Raw genomic sequence first — 15,508 nt, 5'->3', positions numbered from 1 at the left:
GCGTTTGCCATACTGCGGAGTCGGCATGATCTTGCGTCCGCTGAATTTTGTATAACAGGATATATAAATCGAGGTCTTATGGCTTATCATGAAGGGGTGGATGGCAGTTACCTGTATCATATTAGCCCTGCTCGCGGGGACCGCAGGCGCTATGAGCATCGGGGAGACGACAAGGCATTTTGACATTTATTTCGCGGACCCGTCAACGGCCGGCAGCTCCGACGGAGTGGGGCAGACTCTTGAGAGCGCATATGGGGACATAAACAAGTACCTGGGCACGTGCCCCCCACATATCAAAGTGCTCGTCGTGGGCAAAAAGACGATGGACCAGGTCGGGGAGCACGTCGAGGCTTTCTCGGCGTGGAATAACAAATCCAGCGCCATCGTGCTCAGGCAAGAAACAATAAACGACAAGAAATCGCTGAAGGTCGTATCGGGTCACGAGATATGCCATTTGGGCCTCAACAACATCCTCGCCACGAAGGACTCGAAGGAGTTCTCGTGGATGGAAGAGGGTACCTGCATGGTCTTCTCCCAGGAGCCTTTCAGCGATGCGAAGGTGTCGAAATACATCCTCAGCAAGGGTTTTATGACGCCAAAGGAGATCGCTGACGCCGTGAATAACGAGAACTATAATATTACCAAGAATGGCTACATGCAGTCATACAGCCTTATCAAGTTCATGGTGAAAAAATACGGCCCGGACGCCGTGGTCGACATGTACAAGTCGGGACATACGAACTTCGAGAAGGCGTTCATAGAGTCTACGGGGACCGACTTCGGCACGTTCTACGCCCAGTGGCAGTCTCACGTGAAGACCGCCGCATCGGGCAGCCAGACATCGTCCGCCTGGAGCTTCTACCCGTACATCCGGAACGATATGGACCTTTCGGAATTCCTGGCCTGAAAAACTATATGGGGTTGCACGTCTTTGAAACTGGTGCAATTCCCATGATAACCGTCATTTTTCCCCACAGGACCTATTCCGATAACAAGCTGAAGATCAAGCAGATCATCAAGAAGTACGGCATGTCCTGGGACGATAAGAAGAGCGGCTGGGTGAACGAGGCCACCGGGGACGGCGTCTTTATCGATAAGAGCGTGATCGAGATGATCATGGACGACTCCTTTTCGGAAGACCAGCCAATGACTCTTTTCGTCGATTCTGACAATGAGGATTTCATCAAGGAGTTCGAGGCGAAGTGTACTGCGCTCGGCGGACAATTCATCCGCGGCGGCGCCACGGCGGTGCGGCCTCCGTCAACGCCTGTAAAAAAGGAGCCAAAAACGCCCGTGAAGTCTAAGGACATATTCGTACGGGCTGGGCTGCGGGACGCTTCGGGCTGTAACACGGCGGCTTTGCAGGAAAAGGCCTACGCGGACCTGGCGAACATCAGCGCACGATGGGAGCGAAGAAAAGGGCAGCTGCAGGCCGAATATAAAAAGATGGGGCTGGGCGGCGATATGACTGAAGAATTGCTTCGCCGGGAAGAGATCACGTTCAGAAAAAACAACGCCTGCTGGGTCACTGGAGAGTTCCCGGACGACCGAAGCAAGCCCGAATAAAAGTTTTTTGGTCTAACCTGGCGTAGGCCGTTGGAAAACAGGCGCCATGCCTTTGCTGTTGCGATTTTTCGGCGTTATTCGGGCATTTTTTCAGCCAGAAGACAAAAACCGTTATATATTAGCCGGTTTCATACGTATGCTTTAGAGGAGGCCAAGATTACGGCAGACAGAGAGAAGAAGAATTTTGGATTGATCAATGAGAAAGGCGAAGAGATCGGTACCTACAGCGGCGCCCAGCCCCGGGACGCGGCCCTGAAGGTCGCCAATCGCGGCATCACCAGCATCGTCCTGAGGGAGAAGGGCACCAAGAAGCTGCACTATTTCCAGGGGAAGAGAGAGCTCGTATCCGTTCCCGCCAGCGCTCCGGCCTGGATCAAAGAAGCCGCAAAGGACAAGGGCGGAAAGATCTACAAGGCCAATGTCGAGAAGCTTGGCACCACTAACCTGGAATACAGCGAACTTGAGCGGAATCCCAGGGAAATGTTCAAGCTTCCCAAGTCCAAGATTTCCAAAAAATAATACATAAATCGTACATTTCTTTTTCCTTTTTTTTATTTTCTCTTGTTTAATTTGGCATATTGTTATAAACACGCTGATAGATTTCCTGTTAGTGATTATCTATGGCAAAGAGAGAAACCAAAGGAGACATTAGTGTTAGAGAGGCAGGAAGACGCGGTGGCACGACCACCAAGGAACGCCACGGCCCCGAGTTTTACCGGGAGATCGGGCACAAGGGCGGCCAGAAGGTCAGGGAACTGATCGAGCGCGGCAAAGCCTCTGAGAAGTAATCGCTTCTACATCGGGGGCCATTGTGCCTCCGGTAATCCATTATTCTTTTTTTAATGAATAATTACATAATAGAAAGTATTAAATATGTAGTAGTGTATATTCCGCTTAAGGGCTAATCGCCCGGGGCCCGGGAGACCACACCCTATTTTGCATATACCCACCGTACCGATTGAACGGGCCCCACCTCCACTATTATCCGCAGCGGCTCTTCTTCTCTTCTCGGACGTGATCCGTGACGATCTTGCTGACTATCGCGCTAACAGTCAGGCCCGTCTCCTCGCTTTCGTTTTCGAGATACTCCCGGACATACTCCGGGAAGCTGACGGCCACGAAGCGCTCTTCGGGCTCTACCTGCGGGCATTTCTCGGCCATAAGTATCGTTAATATATTGTTTTCGGGGATAAAAAAGCTGAGTGCATGGAGGGTGAGTTGAACACCCACAAAACAGATCTGCAGTCCTCCCCGGACGTGCTCGACTACCGGGCGACGGCGTGGTGGAAGATCGGCCTTAACCGGCAGGAGGGCATCATCGGCATTATCCTCCGTGGTAAGGGCTTCCAGGAGTTACAGCAGAAGTGCTCGGGATGCCAGAAGAACGTCTACGTGGCCTTCCAGCTCGTGGTCTGAGGGGTATGGCGAGTTTTTGGGGCCACTTCAAATGGCCCCGCCATTCCACCAGGGATGACGAGTTAGAGAAGGTGTCCGCGTTAGTGGACAATCTCCTGGCTCAGAATCGGGAATGCCTTATGGTCATAAAGGAGCAGCAGGCCGTTATCTCCAAGGCGACGGAGGTCCTTTCGAAATTTAACGATGTTATGACTGATCATGAGAGCGCAAACTTTGGGGATGTAACGTATATCATATGAAGATTATGTATAACGCCAAGTCCGGACCCTTCCAGAAGGATAGGGGGCGGCTCTACCAAGGGCCGCCCCTCACTCGATTAGTAGTTTTAAGCCTAAACTTTCTTGGTGTTTAAAAAAAATATGGAGACCAGGCCGGGGGTAAGGAACAATCCCCGGACGATTTTTGCACTTAATAAATCGTCCGGACTCCCGCTATATCTCCGGCCTCCAGGGATCTCTTGTATACTTCCCCATGGGATGCATAACCATACATCGTCATGGCGGAGTATTTAGAGTCGTAAATATCGCTGAGACCGTAGGCGTGGCCAGCCTCGTGCGTACCGATGTTCTGGATGTCGAAGGTGGCGCCGGGAAGACTGTATTTCCTATCCTCGCCGTCTTTGTCAATCCCCCACTTGTAGTAGGTGTTGAATACCATATCCGTGTCGACGATTTGCTTATTACTGGTGTAATACCAGATCGTGGTCATAGCAATAACATTGTTATCGGAGATGGCACCCCATGTAACGACGTTCTTATAGTCCGGTCTCCCCATGCTAGCCCTTGCCTTACTGTTCACCGTGGGAGAATCAGAGAAGAGGATGTTGCCGATATTTCCATCCCAGGCCTCAAAGGAATTTTTCACCGCTTGAACAACAGCAGTCTGGGTGAGCGCGTACTTCTTAACAGGGGTGGCCGGGTTTATCGTATATTGCACCGGATAAGAGTACCATTTAAGGCCATCCCATTCATATGCATCCTGAGCACCGTTAGCATCCGGGTCACCTATTTCGGTGAGGAAGTATACAACCTGCGTCAATTCACCGTGCTGTTCCACGACCATGTTCTTATTTTTCCATTCATCTTTGAGTTTGTACTTATCTTCATCATCTGCGGTCGCTGCCGGCATGGCCAGAACCGGCGGAACGAGTACCATAAGCACGATGGCTAGCGCAAGTAGTATAGTTTTTACATTTGTCATATAACCACAAATAGTAACATTGATAGTGGTCATATTAATACCTATACAATAAGTCCCTCCACGATTTATATGGGTTAAATACTGAGATTCAGACCTGTAACGGAGCAATTACAAAATATGCGCGATTTATCTGAGAATTCGGATAACACCACTGCCCTCCCATCGAAGGCGCCTTATTTATCATTTCTAAAACTGGCGGGCAGCCCCCGGGAAATCGATCATGGGCATCCATGATTGTCGTCTTTCAAATTCTAATATGATAAATAAGTAAAAACACCATTGATCTTAAGGCATAAATTTTGATACATTATGTTAGCCATAGTTATGTAACGGCCTTGAAGTCGAGGGCTGCCTTCAAAGCTGCTAACCCAATCAACTCCCACCTCAATGAGTGCAGGGAGGGAGAGTTGAACTCCCAAAAAACAGATCTGCAGTCTGCCGCATTAGCCGCTCTGCCATCCCTGCGCTTTTCATTAAACGCCCTGAGGCGGGCACATTCGTATATGCCCTGTTGCCCGATATATATTTTGCTTTGGGTAATGACTGGCGGGGCAGTAAAAACGGGCTTATAGCGGTATGGCATTAGCTATTCAGGCTCGATAAAAAATATGTAAATTCGTTTTTCGCGAGCTCGCGTCGTTTTTATTGGCGCCAACATGTTCTTGAATCGGCCTGATGAAAAATGCGACCACTACCAGTAGCCATCGGGGCTGTATATACGGCCCTTTTATCGCACCGCCCTCGCATCGTGTTAGCCGGAATTTAATATTTTTGGGGAGGAATAAGCCAGTTATATATACGTTACTGGACAGATATCGAATATTGTTATGTCGCTCGATCAATTGCCTGTTATCGTTCCTCTGAGGTGCGAAGAATGTGGGCTTTTAACCCTCCGCCTAGGGCAGATGAACGGCCCCGAGCGCGGCATATCGAAGGTACCCTATTTTTCTTTCCCTGCCAATTGCCCGAAGTGCGGGGCCATGATGGCCAGGGATGACAGGGCCCTTGCCCAGCTAAATTTATAAAAACATTTATTATATATGTTGGCAATTATTTTTATGGGGTGGTTCATTGGATAATGATAAGTTGCTCGTTTCTCCTCATAAAAATCGATGGTTGCTTGCCGCTGTGTTCGTCGTGATAGGGCTTCTGGCCGTTACCGTGCTGTGGTCGGCTTATGCCGGCATCACCCACCAGCAGGTCATACCGGGCAGTATCGCTAAGGCTTTCGGCGGTGGAAAAACGCAGAAGGTGGCCGTCATATACGTGGAAGGCCAGATGGTCGCGGACAAGAGCGAGGATGCCGCGAAAGGCTCCGCATTCTCCAGCGACATCGTGAAATGCATGCGCGCTGCAACGGACGACCCCGAAGTGAAGGCAATTGTGCTTCGAGTGAACTCGCCGGGCGGCACACCTGTAGCCGCGGAGGAGATCATCTCGCAGATCAACAGGACAAAGGCCGTGAAGCCTGTCGTCATCTCCATGGGCGATATGGCCACGTCCGCTGCCTATTACATATCTTCTCAGGCTAACCGCATCGTGGCCAACCCCGATACTTTTACGGGGAGTATTGGCGTCATCTGGACCTTTAAAAATAAATCTAAAGCTTATGATGAGCTGGGAGTCACGGTCTACGTGGCAAAATCGGGCAACTTCAAGGACATGGGCTCGGAGTGGAGAGGCCTGACAGAAAACGAGAAGAGCTACGTGAACGCCATTATCAACGAGAGCTATGACCGTTTCGTCACTAATGTCGCTAAAGGCAGGAATATGTCCGTCGATAAGGTCAAGGAGATCGCCGACGGCCGGATATTTACGGGGACCACTGCTAAGGGCATGGGCCTGGTCGATGACATCGGGGGCCTCTATGACGCTGTCTCCATCGCCAGGAACATGAGTAATACGAAGGGAAAGGTCACCATCGTGTACATGAATGAGCCTACGGTGAAATAATATCAGGCCCGAAAGGGCCTTTTTTTATGGACGACACGATCGCCGGGATCCTCGATGAGATCTCCGGCTCCCAAATGGCAATATTCATCGGCCGAAACGATACTGGAAAATCAACGCTGATCAAGCGCATCGCCGATGTCGTCGACGTCTCCATTATCGATGCCGATATAGGCCAGAGCGATATAGGCCCGCCGACCGTGGTTTCCCTTGGCGAGCGCAATGATAAAAGTTACCATATGGTCGACGGCTATTTTTGCGGCTCGACGACCCCTGCAAAGCATTTTTTGCAACTCATCGCCGGCATGGCGAGAATGGCCGGGCGAGTAAAGCGCGGGCCAGTTCTCGTAAATACGACGGGCCTTGCGACCGGCGAAGTTGGGCGGATGCTTAAGACGGAAAAGATCAACGCTCTACGGCCGGACGTTATCATTGGCCTTGGTGGCGGGCTTGAATATCTGGATGCATTCGCACGGGCCGGCGCCTCCGTCATACATCTGCCCGTTTATCCTGCTGTACAGCGAAAGACACCTTCTGAGCGGAAAACGATACGACAAAGTAAATTCAAGGAGCACTTTGAAAATGCAGTGACGGTATGTCGCTCTTTCGATAGTTTCTCGGTAGAGCGGTCCTTATTTTTAAACGGGACAAGCTTCAAAGACGGTGAAATGATATTGCATGCGGATATTTCTGACGGGGAAGCCTTAGCCGTCGTCGCGGACAAAAGCTGGGACCCCAAAGCCTTCATAAAATTGAGAAATATCAAAGCCATGCAGGTTTATTCGCCTGAGGACTTCACCAATGTCCTTGTAGGGCTTGTAGACAGTGAAGGAAAATTCGCCGGCCTGGGCATTATAAATCTTATCGACTTTAAGAATGAGGAGATCAGCCTGCTGACACCAGCCCGCTCCTTTAGTGTCATCCAGTTCGGCTCTATCAAGCTCGACCCGAAGGACTTTAACTACCGGGGCTCTTTTTCCGGCCATGTCTATCGTGCTTAAGCATAAATAGTCGCATGGACATTATTTTGTTGAATGACGCTGACCCCTAAGTCCAGGCTTATTATCGCTCTCGACGTGACCGACCGTACTGAAGCGCTGTCCATCGCCGAAAAGCTGGGCGGCGCCGTTGATGCTATAAAGGTCAATTACCCGCTGGTGCTCGTATGCGGCCTGGGCATCATCAAGGACATTAAAAAATACGCGAACGTTATCGCCGATTTTAAGGTCGCCGACATCCCGAACACGAATTCGCTCATTTGCCGGGAGACATTCGAGGCCGGAGCCGATGCCATCATTTGCCAGGGATTCGTGGGTAAGGACAGCGTCAAGGCATGCGTGGACGTCGCCAATAAATACGGCCGGGAGGTCTACGTTGTAACGGAGATGAGCCACCCGGGCGCCCTGGACTTCCTCCAGCCCCACGCCTTCGAGCTCGTCGACCTGGCCTTCCGGGCAGGCGCTTCGGGCATCATCGCCCCCGCGACGAGGCCAGAGCGGCTCGTGGACATACGATGCCGTGCCGGTGACATGAAAATACTCTCGCCAGGCGTAGGCGCACAGGGCGGAGATGCGCGCAAGGCCATCGATGCCGGCGCCGACTTCGTCATCGTGGGGCGAAGTATATATAACGCGGAAGACCCATACGCCGCAGCGGTAAACTTCATTGAGCAGCTTCGCCGATGATGATAAAAGGTCTCTGACCCGTGATGAGCCCTATGAGTCCTGAGGCGTAGACACAAAAACTCTAATTTTTTGATCATTCACGAAATGCTCTAAGTACACTGGTTACACAGTTAAAACACGAACAAACGGACTTAATGGCACGAACGTACACGAAACTAAGTAATTATCCATACGATAGAACTCAGGATCAATAGTCATACGAAGTATTTCAGGTATACGAGTGCCAGGATAAGCAGGGCTCCTACCGCGAATAGTATGACATCGTAGTTTGTCGTTCTCTGAATATCCCTATACTTAGGCTTATCAAGCTCCAGCTTTATCGAGAGGGCGCAGAAGGCGACCAGCGTGATCGCCGTAGGCAGGTCCAGCGTACTCTGGATGATCTCGGAGGTCTGAGAATCGAGCATGTCGTTCGCTGTCATTATAGCAAGAACGATGATGGCCACGTATACGACGAGCAGCCCGCCGGCGATCTGCCTTACAAGCTCAACGTTCCGCCTTGATATATTTATAATACCACCGATATAAAAATAATCAGTTCAGTTTTTATATCTTGCTTATCAATAAATTGGATTCTACAGCATTCAGGGCCATGAAACGCAGCCAAAAATATCGTCTTAGCCCGAGGCAGACACCGAGGATGAGACCAGTACGTTCCGGACGGTCAGGATGGGCACATCCACACTGCTCCTGATCTGCTCCACCGTCGGAGACGACTTACCTTCCAGCTCACCAAGGATAACTACCTTTACATTATGAGTCTCAATATAGTCGATGATGCCCGAGACGGCATCACGGGCGGGATGGAACTCGATGCTAACATCGATGCCGGTACCCTTCAGCCACTCTTCCAGGATCTCCATCTCACGCTTCTTTTCCAGCGTCATCTCATCCGTCAGCTTCTCCCAGATGGGCATGATCATGGGCGTCTCTATGACGTGCAGGATAGTAACGCCGCACTTGTACTCTTTTGCCAGGTCCGAGGCGATGTCGATGATATGCCGTTCATGGGGCCGGAGCTTGAAAGCGATGAGGATCGTGGGATCTCTCTTATCAACGTCCGAAACGATCAGCGATTCTTCCTCCGGGACAGGCTGCCCTTTTGAATACCTGCCGTTTATATAATAGATGGCTATGCCTATCGTCACCCAGGAAACGCCCACGATTAACGTCATTCTCTGCGGAAGCACGACCGCCAGCAGTGAAAAGACGCAGGCGACGAACCCGATCACGCCGGTGATAGGGATCTTATAGTCGTTATTCCGGAAATTCATGTGAATGACTAGCGGCACTTTGTACATCGTATCGTATTTCGCGTTCTTTAACTGGATGAACGACAGGTTGATAAGGATATAGGCGATGAGCGCGCCTAGCGCATATATGCCGGACAGGATATCTATTTTTACGACCAGGAGCGGGAGCGCGAGCGCGCAGAAGATGAAGATCGTGATCCAGGGCGTCTTATACTTCGGGTGAGTCCAGCTTAACGCGCGCGGGAGCAGGTTGTTCCTTGAAAGCGAGTACATTACTCTTGAGGCGCCGATGACGCCCGAATTGGCCGATACGACGCAGACGAGGAAGCCGGTGATGCCCGTGACCAGGACAAGGGCGTTGCCGTAAGTAGGTATCTGGGCCGCGAAGGCCACGAGGGCGTTCTCCTTATTATCCGCCAGTACTCCCCAGCCCACCGAGCCCACTGACAGTACCGAAATGAGCAGGCAGAAGATGACCACGAGCATGATCACGACTTTAATGGCCGCCGGTATGGTGTGGCTCGGCCGCTTCGTCTCCTCCGCCGCCTGGGTGATAGACTCGATGCCGATGAACGCGATGGAGCTCAGCCCGACGGCGTAGGCGAAATTAGCCCAGCTGCCGTGGTCCAGGAACGTCTGGGCCTGGGCGAACAGGAAGGCAGGGTCGAATAGCAGGAAATAGGCGAGGATGCTGATGATAATGATGAGGAACGTGGAGAAGACCATGAGGACGTTGTTCAATATGGCGCTGCCGGCAATGCCCAGCATGTTTATGATCATCAGCCCAAGGATAACGGTCGCTCCGACCATGTACACGTACTGTACCTCGAGATGGAGCACCTGGTTCAGGTAGAACGCGCCGACGATAGAGAATAGCGCGATATCGAGGACGTAAGCCAGGATCAGGCCCCAGCCCGCGACAAAGCTCCAGAACCGCCCGAACGCTTTTCGGGCAAAGGTGGCCGCGCCTCCTGCGACCGGGAACGCGGAGCCGAGCTCGGCATAAGCGAGCGCCGTACACACGTATAGAATGGCGCCGATAACGAAGGCGAGGGGCGTGAGCCCGGCCGCATAGGCCGCGATGACCCCGAGCGCTATGAATATGTCCGCGCCGACGTCGGCAAAGCCCATCGAGAATACGGAGAAGAAATTCAGGTTCCTGTTCAGCTTCATTATCTCAGTCCATGATGAATTCGCCCTTGACGATGTTCAAGGCTTTGTGGAGGTTTGACGTATCGTTCGAAATGGACGCTGCGTCTTCCAGGTTGATGGTGACCGCGAACCGCATGCCGTCCTGAGTCGGGGAGTGGATGATCTTAGCCCGCTTGTAGCCGAATATGTCCAGCTCTTCCGAGATGCGGTTGTATACCTTGTTGACGTCCGCTTCGGCCACCCTGAGCACGATGGCTTCCTGGAGCTTGATATAGTCGGTCTTTGTATAATTGATGACAATGGACCGGGTTACTGTCTGGTTTGGTATGCAGACGACCGTATTGTCGTCCCTCCTGAGGAGCGTGTACAGGCTGCCTATCTTTATCACGCGGCCTTTGTAGTGGGCCACCTCGATGTAGTCGCCGATGCCGAACGCCTTTACGGAAAGCAGGCTGATCCGGGTAAAGAAGTCTTTCAGAAAGCCCTTGATCATGTAAAGGATGACGCCCAGTAGTAAGGCTGACATGCCCAGCAGGACGTAGATGTTCATGGTCAGCACGAAGACGATCAGCGAGATCCCCACGTATACCACTGATATGGTAAAGACCATGCGCAGGGATTCCCTGCTATCCTCCGGCAGGGAAGCGAATAGATTATTGAGTGCGGTGCCCAGGACATACCAGACTATGAATGACACCAATATGATTAGCGCAATATAAACTAATGTTGATTCAGCTGAAATGCCCAGTATTTCAAGGAACATACTATAAAACCAATACCCTTTTCGTATATTTTTTACACAATTTGGCTCTCATATATATTAAGGATATTGTCGCTGATAAGTTTTTTCTATATTGTGACCCCTAGTTCTCTTGATGAAAAAAAGGTCTTCCGGCCGATTTTTGCCGATGTCCCTGGAAGAGATGGGGCGCCTCGGGTGGAGTCAGCCTGATGTGATCATTGTCAGCGGGGACGCTTACGTCGACCATCCTGCCTTCGGCCCGGCCCTTGTCGGCCGTGTGCTCGAGGATGCGGGATACCGTGTGGGCATGATCGCCATACCCGATTTCCGCGATAAGCGCGCGTTCGATGTTCTTGGCGAGCCCCGGCTCTGCTTTTGCGTTTCTTCGGGCAACGTGGACTCGATGGTCAATAATTATACGGCCAATAAGCGGATCCGTACGGAAGACGATTATGCGCCCGGCGGTAAAGGCGGCCTCAGGCCTGACCGCGCAGTCCTTGTCTATTGTAACCGTATCCGGGAGACTTATAAGTCGAAGCCCATTGTCATCGGCGGCATCGAGGCGAGCCTGCGCCGGTTTGCCCACTATGATTACTGGGACGATAAGGTCCGGCAGTCGATCCTGGCCGATTCCCCTGCCGACCTGCTTGTCTATGGTATGGCCGAGAAGCCTATCGTTGAGGTGGTCCATCAATTAAATTCCGGTAAGGCTATTGGTGATATCAAAGGTATTAGGGGTACGTCCACGAAGACCCGGGAGCTGGATATCGAAGGGTTCGTGGAGCTTCCGGATTATAAGGTCGTATCTACCGATAAGATGGCATATGCCCGGGCTTTTAAAGCCTATTCGGATGAGCAGGACCCGTTCTATGGCAGAGTCGTGGTGCAGCGCCACCCTAAGACCATCGTCGTCCAGAACCCGCCGCCCATGCCTATGACCACTGCTGAGCTCGACCACGTCTATGGCCTGCCTTATACTCGAAGGCCTCATCCTTCGTATAAGGAAGAGATACCGGGCCTCAGGACCGTACGATTTTCTATAACCAGTCACAGAGGCTGTTTCGGCGGCTGCGCCTTCTGCGCCATCACGAACCACCAGGGTCGCATCGTCCAGAGCCGCAGCATCGAGTCGATCGTCGAGGAAGTAAAGAAGCTTGTGAAGATGCCGGAGTTCAAAGGGACCATAACTGACATCGGGGGCCCGACGGCCGACATGTACATGCTGGGGTGCGAGAAGCAGTCGAAATACGGCGCCTGCCAGGATAAGCTCTGCCTGTACCCGAAGGCGTGCCCGAGCCTGAAGAGGGACCATGGCGATCTCATCAAACTTTTGAAAGCCGTCGAGTCGGTGCCCGGGGTTAAGAACGTGTTCATTGGCTCGGGCATCCGCTACGACCTGGCGATGCAGGACGAGGATTACCTGTACCATATCTGCGAGCATAACGTGAGCGGGCAGCTAAAAGTGGCGCCGGAGCACGTTTCGAAGGCTGTCACGGATGCCATGTGTAAGCCGTCCATCGAGATGTATGAGCGTTTCGTGAAGAGGTATAAGGAGATCAACCGGGAGCTAGGTAAGGAGCAGTATATCATTCCCTATTTTATTTCGGGCCATCCCGGGTGTACGCTTAATGATGCGGTCCAGCTGGCCGAGTATGTGCGGGATATGGGCTATTATGTCGAGCAGGTGCAGGATTTCACTCCGACGCCTTCCACGCTTTCCACCTGCATGTACTATACGGGCTATAACCCCTATACAGAAAAGGAAGTCTACGTTCCCAGAAGCGTTGATGAGAGACGGATGCAGCGCGCGCTATTACAATATAAAGACCCGGCTAATTATGACCTCGTAAAGAAGGCGCTGCAAAAAGCTGGTAGAAAAGATCTCATCGGGTACGGCCCAAAATGCCTGATCCCGCCGACAAGGCCTCATGGACGAAGGCGATAGGACCGGCAATAATCAAACTTTGCATTCATTAATGCTCTGTTACCTATGGGCGCTGATTTGCTTGGTCGGTATCACGAACATCTCCAAAGGAAATAAACCACTAATTTTTCTTTAAGATTTTACTCACTAAGCCTCTAAGCCTCGACAGCACCGTTAACGCCCGAACTCTCAAACACTCTGGGCAGTGCTCTAAGCCTCTAACGCGCTAACCCGAAAAGAAGTCTCTAAGTCTCTAAAACACGTTTGAAACACTAAACGACATAGCACTAATACTCTAAGAGCCCGGAAGCGTAATGTTTTTTGTTGAAACTTTTGTTCTGTATTCGATTCCTTTTTAGATATATGATTCGATTCGTTCTTTGAAGTACCCGGTGAGCTGGTTCAGGATTATGCTCCAGTTCGGTATCGCTGAGGTCCATTTTTCACTTGTGTCCATGACGATCAGGTACAATATCTTGAACAGGCTGTCATCGGTGGGAAAGCTGCTCTTGGTCTTTGTGATTTTCCGTATGTTTCTATTAAAATTTTCGATCGGGTTCGTTGTATAGATGAGCCGTCTTATTTCGGGCGGGTACTTGAAGAACGTGGACAGGCACTGCCAATTAGTTCTCCAGCTCTTTACAGCGTAATGGTATTTGCCCCGCCATTTTTCCTCGAAACGGCTTAGGGCCAACAATCCTGCTTCCTCGCCTGGAGCCGTGTAAATTTGCTTCATATCGTTGCAAAACTCCTTACGATCCTTATAATACACGTACCTGGTGCTGTTCCTGATCTGGTGAACGATACACCGCTGTATCTCTGTCCTGGGGTACACGGCCCGGATGGCCTCCTCGAAGCCGCTGAGCCCGTCAACGCTGGCGATAAGGATGTCCTCCACTCCACGGTTCCTCATTTCGGACAGCACGGTCATCCAGAACTTGCTCGATTCGGCCTCGCCGATCCAGATTCCCAGCACCTCTCTCCTGCCCTCCACGTTGATAGCGAACACCACGTAAGCCGTCTTCTTGATCACAACGCCATCCTGCCTGACGTTGAACATGACACCGTCCAGGAAGATGAACGGGTACAACGAGTCAAGCACCCGGTTCTGCCACTCCTTGGCCCTTGGAAGTATTTTATCAGTGATCCTGGTCACCATCTCCGGACTAACGTCCACCCCGTACACCCGTCTCATCTGCCCTTCGATATCACGAGTACTCATGCCACTGGCAAACAGGCTGATGATCATATCCTCCAGGCTGTTCGAGAAGGTCTTCTCATGCTTCTTAACAATGACCGGCTCGAACTCTCTATTAACATCCCTGGGGATATCGAGCTCGACCTCCCCGAACTGGCTTCTAACAGTCTTCTTCGAGTGACCATTCCTCATGTTATCCGTACTCTTATTCTTCCAATCATACTTCGAATAACCCAATGTATTGGTCATCTCCGCTTCTAATGCCTCTTGCAATACTCCTTTAATCTCCCCAATGAACGCCTTCTCAATCGACGCACCATCTTTAAGATCGTTATCCTTCAACCAAGCCCTTATCTGCTCTTTGCTCAATAAATTTGCCATCTAAACACTCCTTAACACTCATACGTTAAGAAGTTTCAGCAAAAAACAAAACACTCCCAAGAGCCCGGTCGTTACCCCGCATTTAGGGTATTAGGGTCGTTGGCGATTTAGCCATGCATTAGAGTGTTGGTGCAAGGCTCGTTTAGCGTTTCGAACGTGTATTCGAGTTTTCGAGCCTTCTTTTCGGGTTTGAGGCTTCGGGCGTTCGTGCAATGCCCAGAGTATTAGGGAGTTCGGGCATTGACGGTGTTTTAGAGATTTAGGTTTTAGTGAGTAAAATCTTAAAGAAAAATTAGGGGTTTAATTCCTTTGGAGAGGTTCGTGATACCGACCAAACAAATCTTCTCCACGAAATATCGATTGATTTGATTTTACCAGGGCTAGTTACTCGCCATGTTATTGCCGGTAAAATTATAGATCTGCTCCCGGTTACGCCGGAAAAGCAGTATACGATAAATGAACGGCTTAGAGAGCTGATACTTGAACGTGCCGAACTTACTATAATATATGGTCGTGAGCATCATGGCCGTCATATAATTCCTTCTCTTGCGCTCATTATCTGCCGATTCAGGGATCCTTGTATGATGGATAGCGCATGAGGGCGGCATCCGGGCCCTTATATGTTCAATACTGCCGAAGATGGTCGACGGCGTGTTCAGGCACACCGTAGGCTTGGCGAAATGGGCCTGGCAGATGTTATCCTCCAGGAAACAGCAGGCTCCGTCGTCCCTCCGTAAATACGGCAGAGCTATCGTATTATCGCCTTTTGCCACTTCGACGCAATACTGGCTGTAAAAGCTGTCGGGGTCCATGTTAAGGAATTCGCTAAGCCGAAAGATGTCGTCGAGTGTCAGGGGAACGTCCCTGTCCTTGCAGCAGGCGCCGCACCGCTTGCATTCGAAGCGGCTCTCTGCCCTGTTAAGCTGTAGTCCTGTCGAGCGCATAAGGCCATCCCGGTCGTTAAAATGGTTGCTATCGACAGGTTGACTAATTTTATCCGAAATAAGTGACGTTTTTAATATAAAAAACAATATTTATAAC

At 51.1% G+C, this 15,508-nt stretch carries 17 protein-coding genes and 1 tRNA gene; 10 read left to right on the top strand and 8 right to left on the bottom strand.

What is annotated here, in order from left to right:
• The first annotated feature begins 88 nt into the window (after positions 1-88).
• The 4 genes from MCP_RS07585 (at position 89) to MCP_RS07570 (ending at position 2,354) form a co-directional block, all read left to right on the top strand.
• Positions 89-907, top strand: coding sequence for a peptidase MA family metallohydrolase (locus tag MCP_RS07585; RefSeq protein WP_012900254.1), 819 nt, complete (start codon positions 89-91; stop codon positions 905-907).
• 44 nt (positions 908-951) lie between these two features.
• Positions 952-1,566, top strand: a complete 615-nt coding sequence (locus MCP_RS07580; protein WP_012900253.1) for a hypothetical protein — start codon at positions 952-954, stop codon at positions 1,564-1,566.
• Between the two features lie 117 nt (positions 1,567-1,683).
• On the top strand, positions 1,684-2,085 hold the full coding sequence (locus MCP_RS07575; protein WP_128860177.1) for a non-histone chromosomal MC1 family protein: 402 nt from the start codon (positions 1,684-1,686) through the stop codon (positions 2,083-2,085).
• A gap of 101 nt (positions 2,086-2,186) precedes the next feature.
• The gene (locus tag MCP_RS07570; protein ID WP_012900251.1) at positions 2,187-2,354 is read left to right on the top strand and encodes a KGG domain-containing protein; all 168 of its coding nucleotides are present in this window, start codon (positions 2,187-2,189) and stop codon (positions 2,352-2,354) included.
• 193 nt (positions 2,355-2,547) lie between these two features.
• On the opposite strand, the gene MCP_RS07565 is transcribed toward MCP_RS07570, so the two are convergent.
• Positions 2,548-2,727: a hypothetical protein gene (locus tag MCP_RS07565; protein WP_012900250.1), complete on the bottom strand. Its 180-nt coding sequence runs from the start codon at positions 2,725-2,727 to the stop codon at positions 2,548-2,550.
• 57 nt (positions 2,728-2,784) lie between these two features.
• Here MCP_RS07565 and MCP_RS07560 point away from each other — a divergent pair, with 57 nt between their 5' ends.
• Positions 2,785-2,982, top strand: a complete 198-nt coding sequence (locus MCP_RS07560; protein WP_128859990.1) for a hypothetical protein — start codon at positions 2,785-2,787, stop codon at positions 2,980-2,982.
• Between the two features lie 408 nt (positions 2,983-3,390).
• Here MCP_RS07560 and MCP_RS07550 read toward each other — a convergent pair whose 3' ends face one another.
• Entirely contained in the window at positions 3,391-4,137 is a 747-nt protein-coding gene (locus MCP_RS07550) for a matrixin family metalloprotease (protein ID WP_158301463.1), read from the bottom strand.
• Between the two features lie 437 nt (positions 4,138-4,574).
• Positions 4,575-4,647, bottom strand: a tRNA-Cys gene (locus tag MCP_RS07545).
• Positions 4,648-5,009: 362 nt separating this feature from the next.
• On the opposite strand from MCP_RS07545, the gene MCP_RS15665 reads away from it, so the two are divergent.
• From MCP_RS15665 to pyrF, 4 genes are read left to right on the top strand one after another with little or no spacing between them, the layout of a single operon-like run.
• On the top strand, positions 5,010-5,207 hold the full coding sequence (locus tag MCP_RS15665; RefSeq protein WP_158301462.1) for a hypothetical protein: 198 nt from the start codon (positions 5,010-5,012) through the stop codon (positions 5,205-5,207).
• Between the two features lie 46 nt (positions 5,208-5,253).
• Positions 5,254-6,135: a signal peptide peptidase SppA gene (sppA, locus tag MCP_RS07540; RefSeq protein ID WP_012900246.1), complete on the top strand. Its 882-nt coding sequence runs from the start codon at positions 5,254-5,256 to the stop codon at positions 6,133-6,135.
• Positions 6,136-6,161: 26 nt separating this feature from the next.
• Entirely contained in the window at positions 6,162-7,133 is a 972-nt protein-coding gene (locus MCP_RS07535) for a Clp1/GlmU family protein (protein ID WP_012900245.1), read from the top strand.
• Between the two features lie 33 nt (positions 7,134-7,166).
• Positions 7,167-7,817 carry an orotidine-5'-phosphate decarboxylase gene (gene pyrF, locus MCP_RS07530; RefSeq protein ID WP_012900244.1) on the top strand — a complete coding sequence of 217 codons (651 nt, stop codon included), beginning with the start codon at positions 7,167-7,169 and terminating at the stop codon, positions 7,815-7,817.
• A 194-nt stretch (positions 7,818-8,011) separates the two neighbouring features.
• Here pyrF and MCP_RS07525 read toward each other — a convergent pair whose 3' ends face one another.
• From MCP_RS07525 to MCP_RS07515, 3 genes are all read right to left on the bottom strand, one after another.
• Positions 8,012-8,263, bottom strand: a complete 252-nt coding sequence (locus MCP_RS07525) for a hypothetical protein (protein WP_012900243.1) — start codon at positions 8,261-8,263, stop codon at positions 8,012-8,014.
• 171 nt (positions 8,264-8,434) lie between these two features.
• Complete coding sequence (locus MCP_RS07520) at positions 8,435-10,243, bottom strand: universal stress protein (protein ID WP_012900242.1); 1,809 nt, start codon at positions 10,241-10,243, stop codon at positions 8,435-8,437.
• Between the two features lie 4 nt (positions 10,244-10,247).
• Positions 10,248-10,919 carry a mechanosensitive ion channel domain-containing protein gene (locus MCP_RS07515; RefSeq protein ID WP_231845034.1) on the bottom strand — a complete coding sequence of 224 codons (672 nt, stop codon included), beginning with the start codon at positions 10,917-10,919 and terminating at the stop codon, positions 10,248-10,250.
• A 178-nt stretch (positions 10,920-11,097) separates the two neighbouring features.
• Here MCP_RS07515 and MCP_RS07510 point away from each other — a divergent pair, with 178 nt between their 5' ends.
• Positions 11,098-12,909, top strand: coding sequence for a YgiQ family radical SAM protein (locus MCP_RS07510; RefSeq protein WP_012900240.1), 1,812 nt, complete (start codon positions 11,098-11,100; stop codon positions 12,907-12,909).
• Between the two features lie 334 nt (positions 12,910-13,243).
• On the opposite strand, the gene MCP_RS07505 is transcribed toward MCP_RS07510, so the two are convergent.
• Positions 13,244-14,467 carry an IS256 family transposase gene (locus MCP_RS07505; protein WP_012900239.1) on the bottom strand — a complete coding sequence of 408 codons (1,224 nt, stop codon included), beginning with the start codon at positions 14,465-14,467 and terminating at the stop codon, positions 13,244-13,246.
• 380 nt (positions 14,468-14,847) lie between these two features.
• On the bottom strand, positions 14,848-15,411 hold the full coding sequence (locus MCP_RS07500; RefSeq protein WP_012900238.1) for a YkgJ family cysteine cluster protein: 564 nt from the start codon (positions 15,409-15,411) through the stop codon (positions 14,848-14,850).
• Positions 15,412-15,508 lie beyond the last annotated feature (97 nt).

Source organism: Methanocella paludicola SANAE (assembly GCF_000011005.1).
GTDB classification, from domain to species: domain Archaea; phylum Halobacteriota; class Methanocellia; order Methanocellales; family Methanocellaceae; genus Methanocella; species Methanocella paludicola.
Note: the sequence above shows the minus strand (reverse complement) of the source record. Positions and strands in the feature narration are given on the sequence as shown.

Excerpts from the sequence above, each read along its gene's own strand:
- MCP_RS07510 (WP_012900240.1), top strand. The coding sequence starts at position 11,098 with ATGAAAAAAAGGTCTTCCGGCCGATTTTTGCCGATGTCCCTGGAAGAG.
- MCP_RS07585 (WP_012900254.1), top strand. The coding sequence starts at position 89 with ATGAAGGGGTGGATGGCAGTTACCTGTATCATATTAGCCCTGCTCGCG.
- MCP_RS07535 (WP_012900245.1), top strand. The coding sequence starts at position 6,162 with ATGGACGACACGATCGCCGGGATCCTCGATGAGATCTCCGGCTCCCAA.
- pyrF (WP_012900244.1), top strand. The coding sequence starts at position 7,167 with ATGACGCTGACCCCTAAGTCCAGGCTTATTATCGCTCTCGACGTGACC.
- MCP_RS07580 (WP_012900253.1), top strand. The coding sequence starts at position 952 with ATGATAACCGTCATTTTTCCCCACAGGACCTATTCCGATAACAAGCTG.
- MCP_RS07505 (WP_012900239.1), bottom strand. The coding sequence starts at position 14,467 with ATGGCAAATTTATTGAGCAAAGAGCAGATAAGGGCTTGGTTGAAGGAT.
- MCP_RS07520 (WP_012900242.1), bottom strand. The coding sequence starts at position 10,243 with ATGAAGCTGAACAGGAACCTGAATTTCTTCTCCGTATTCTCGATGGGC.
- MCP_RS07550 (WP_158301463.1), bottom strand. The coding sequence starts at position 4,137 with ATGGTACTCGTTCCGCCGGTTCTGGCCATGCCGGCAGCGACCGCAGAT.
- MCP_RS07565 (WP_012900250.1), bottom strand. The coding sequence starts at position 2,727 with ATGGCCGAGAAATGCCCGCAGGTAGAGCCCGAAGAGCGCTTCGTGGCC.
- MCP_RS15665 (WP_158301462.1), top strand. The coding sequence starts at position 5,010 with ATGTCGCTCGATCAATTGCCTGTTATCGTTCCTCTGAGGTGCGAAGAA.
- MCP_RS07500 (WP_012900238.1), bottom strand. The coding sequence starts at position 15,411 with ATGCGCTCGACAGGACTACAGCTTAACAGGGCAGAGAGCCGCTTCGAA.
- MCP_RS07570 (WP_012900251.1), top strand. The coding sequence starts at position 2,187 with ATGGCAAAGAGAGAAACCAAAGGAGACATTAGTGTTAGAGAGGCAGGA.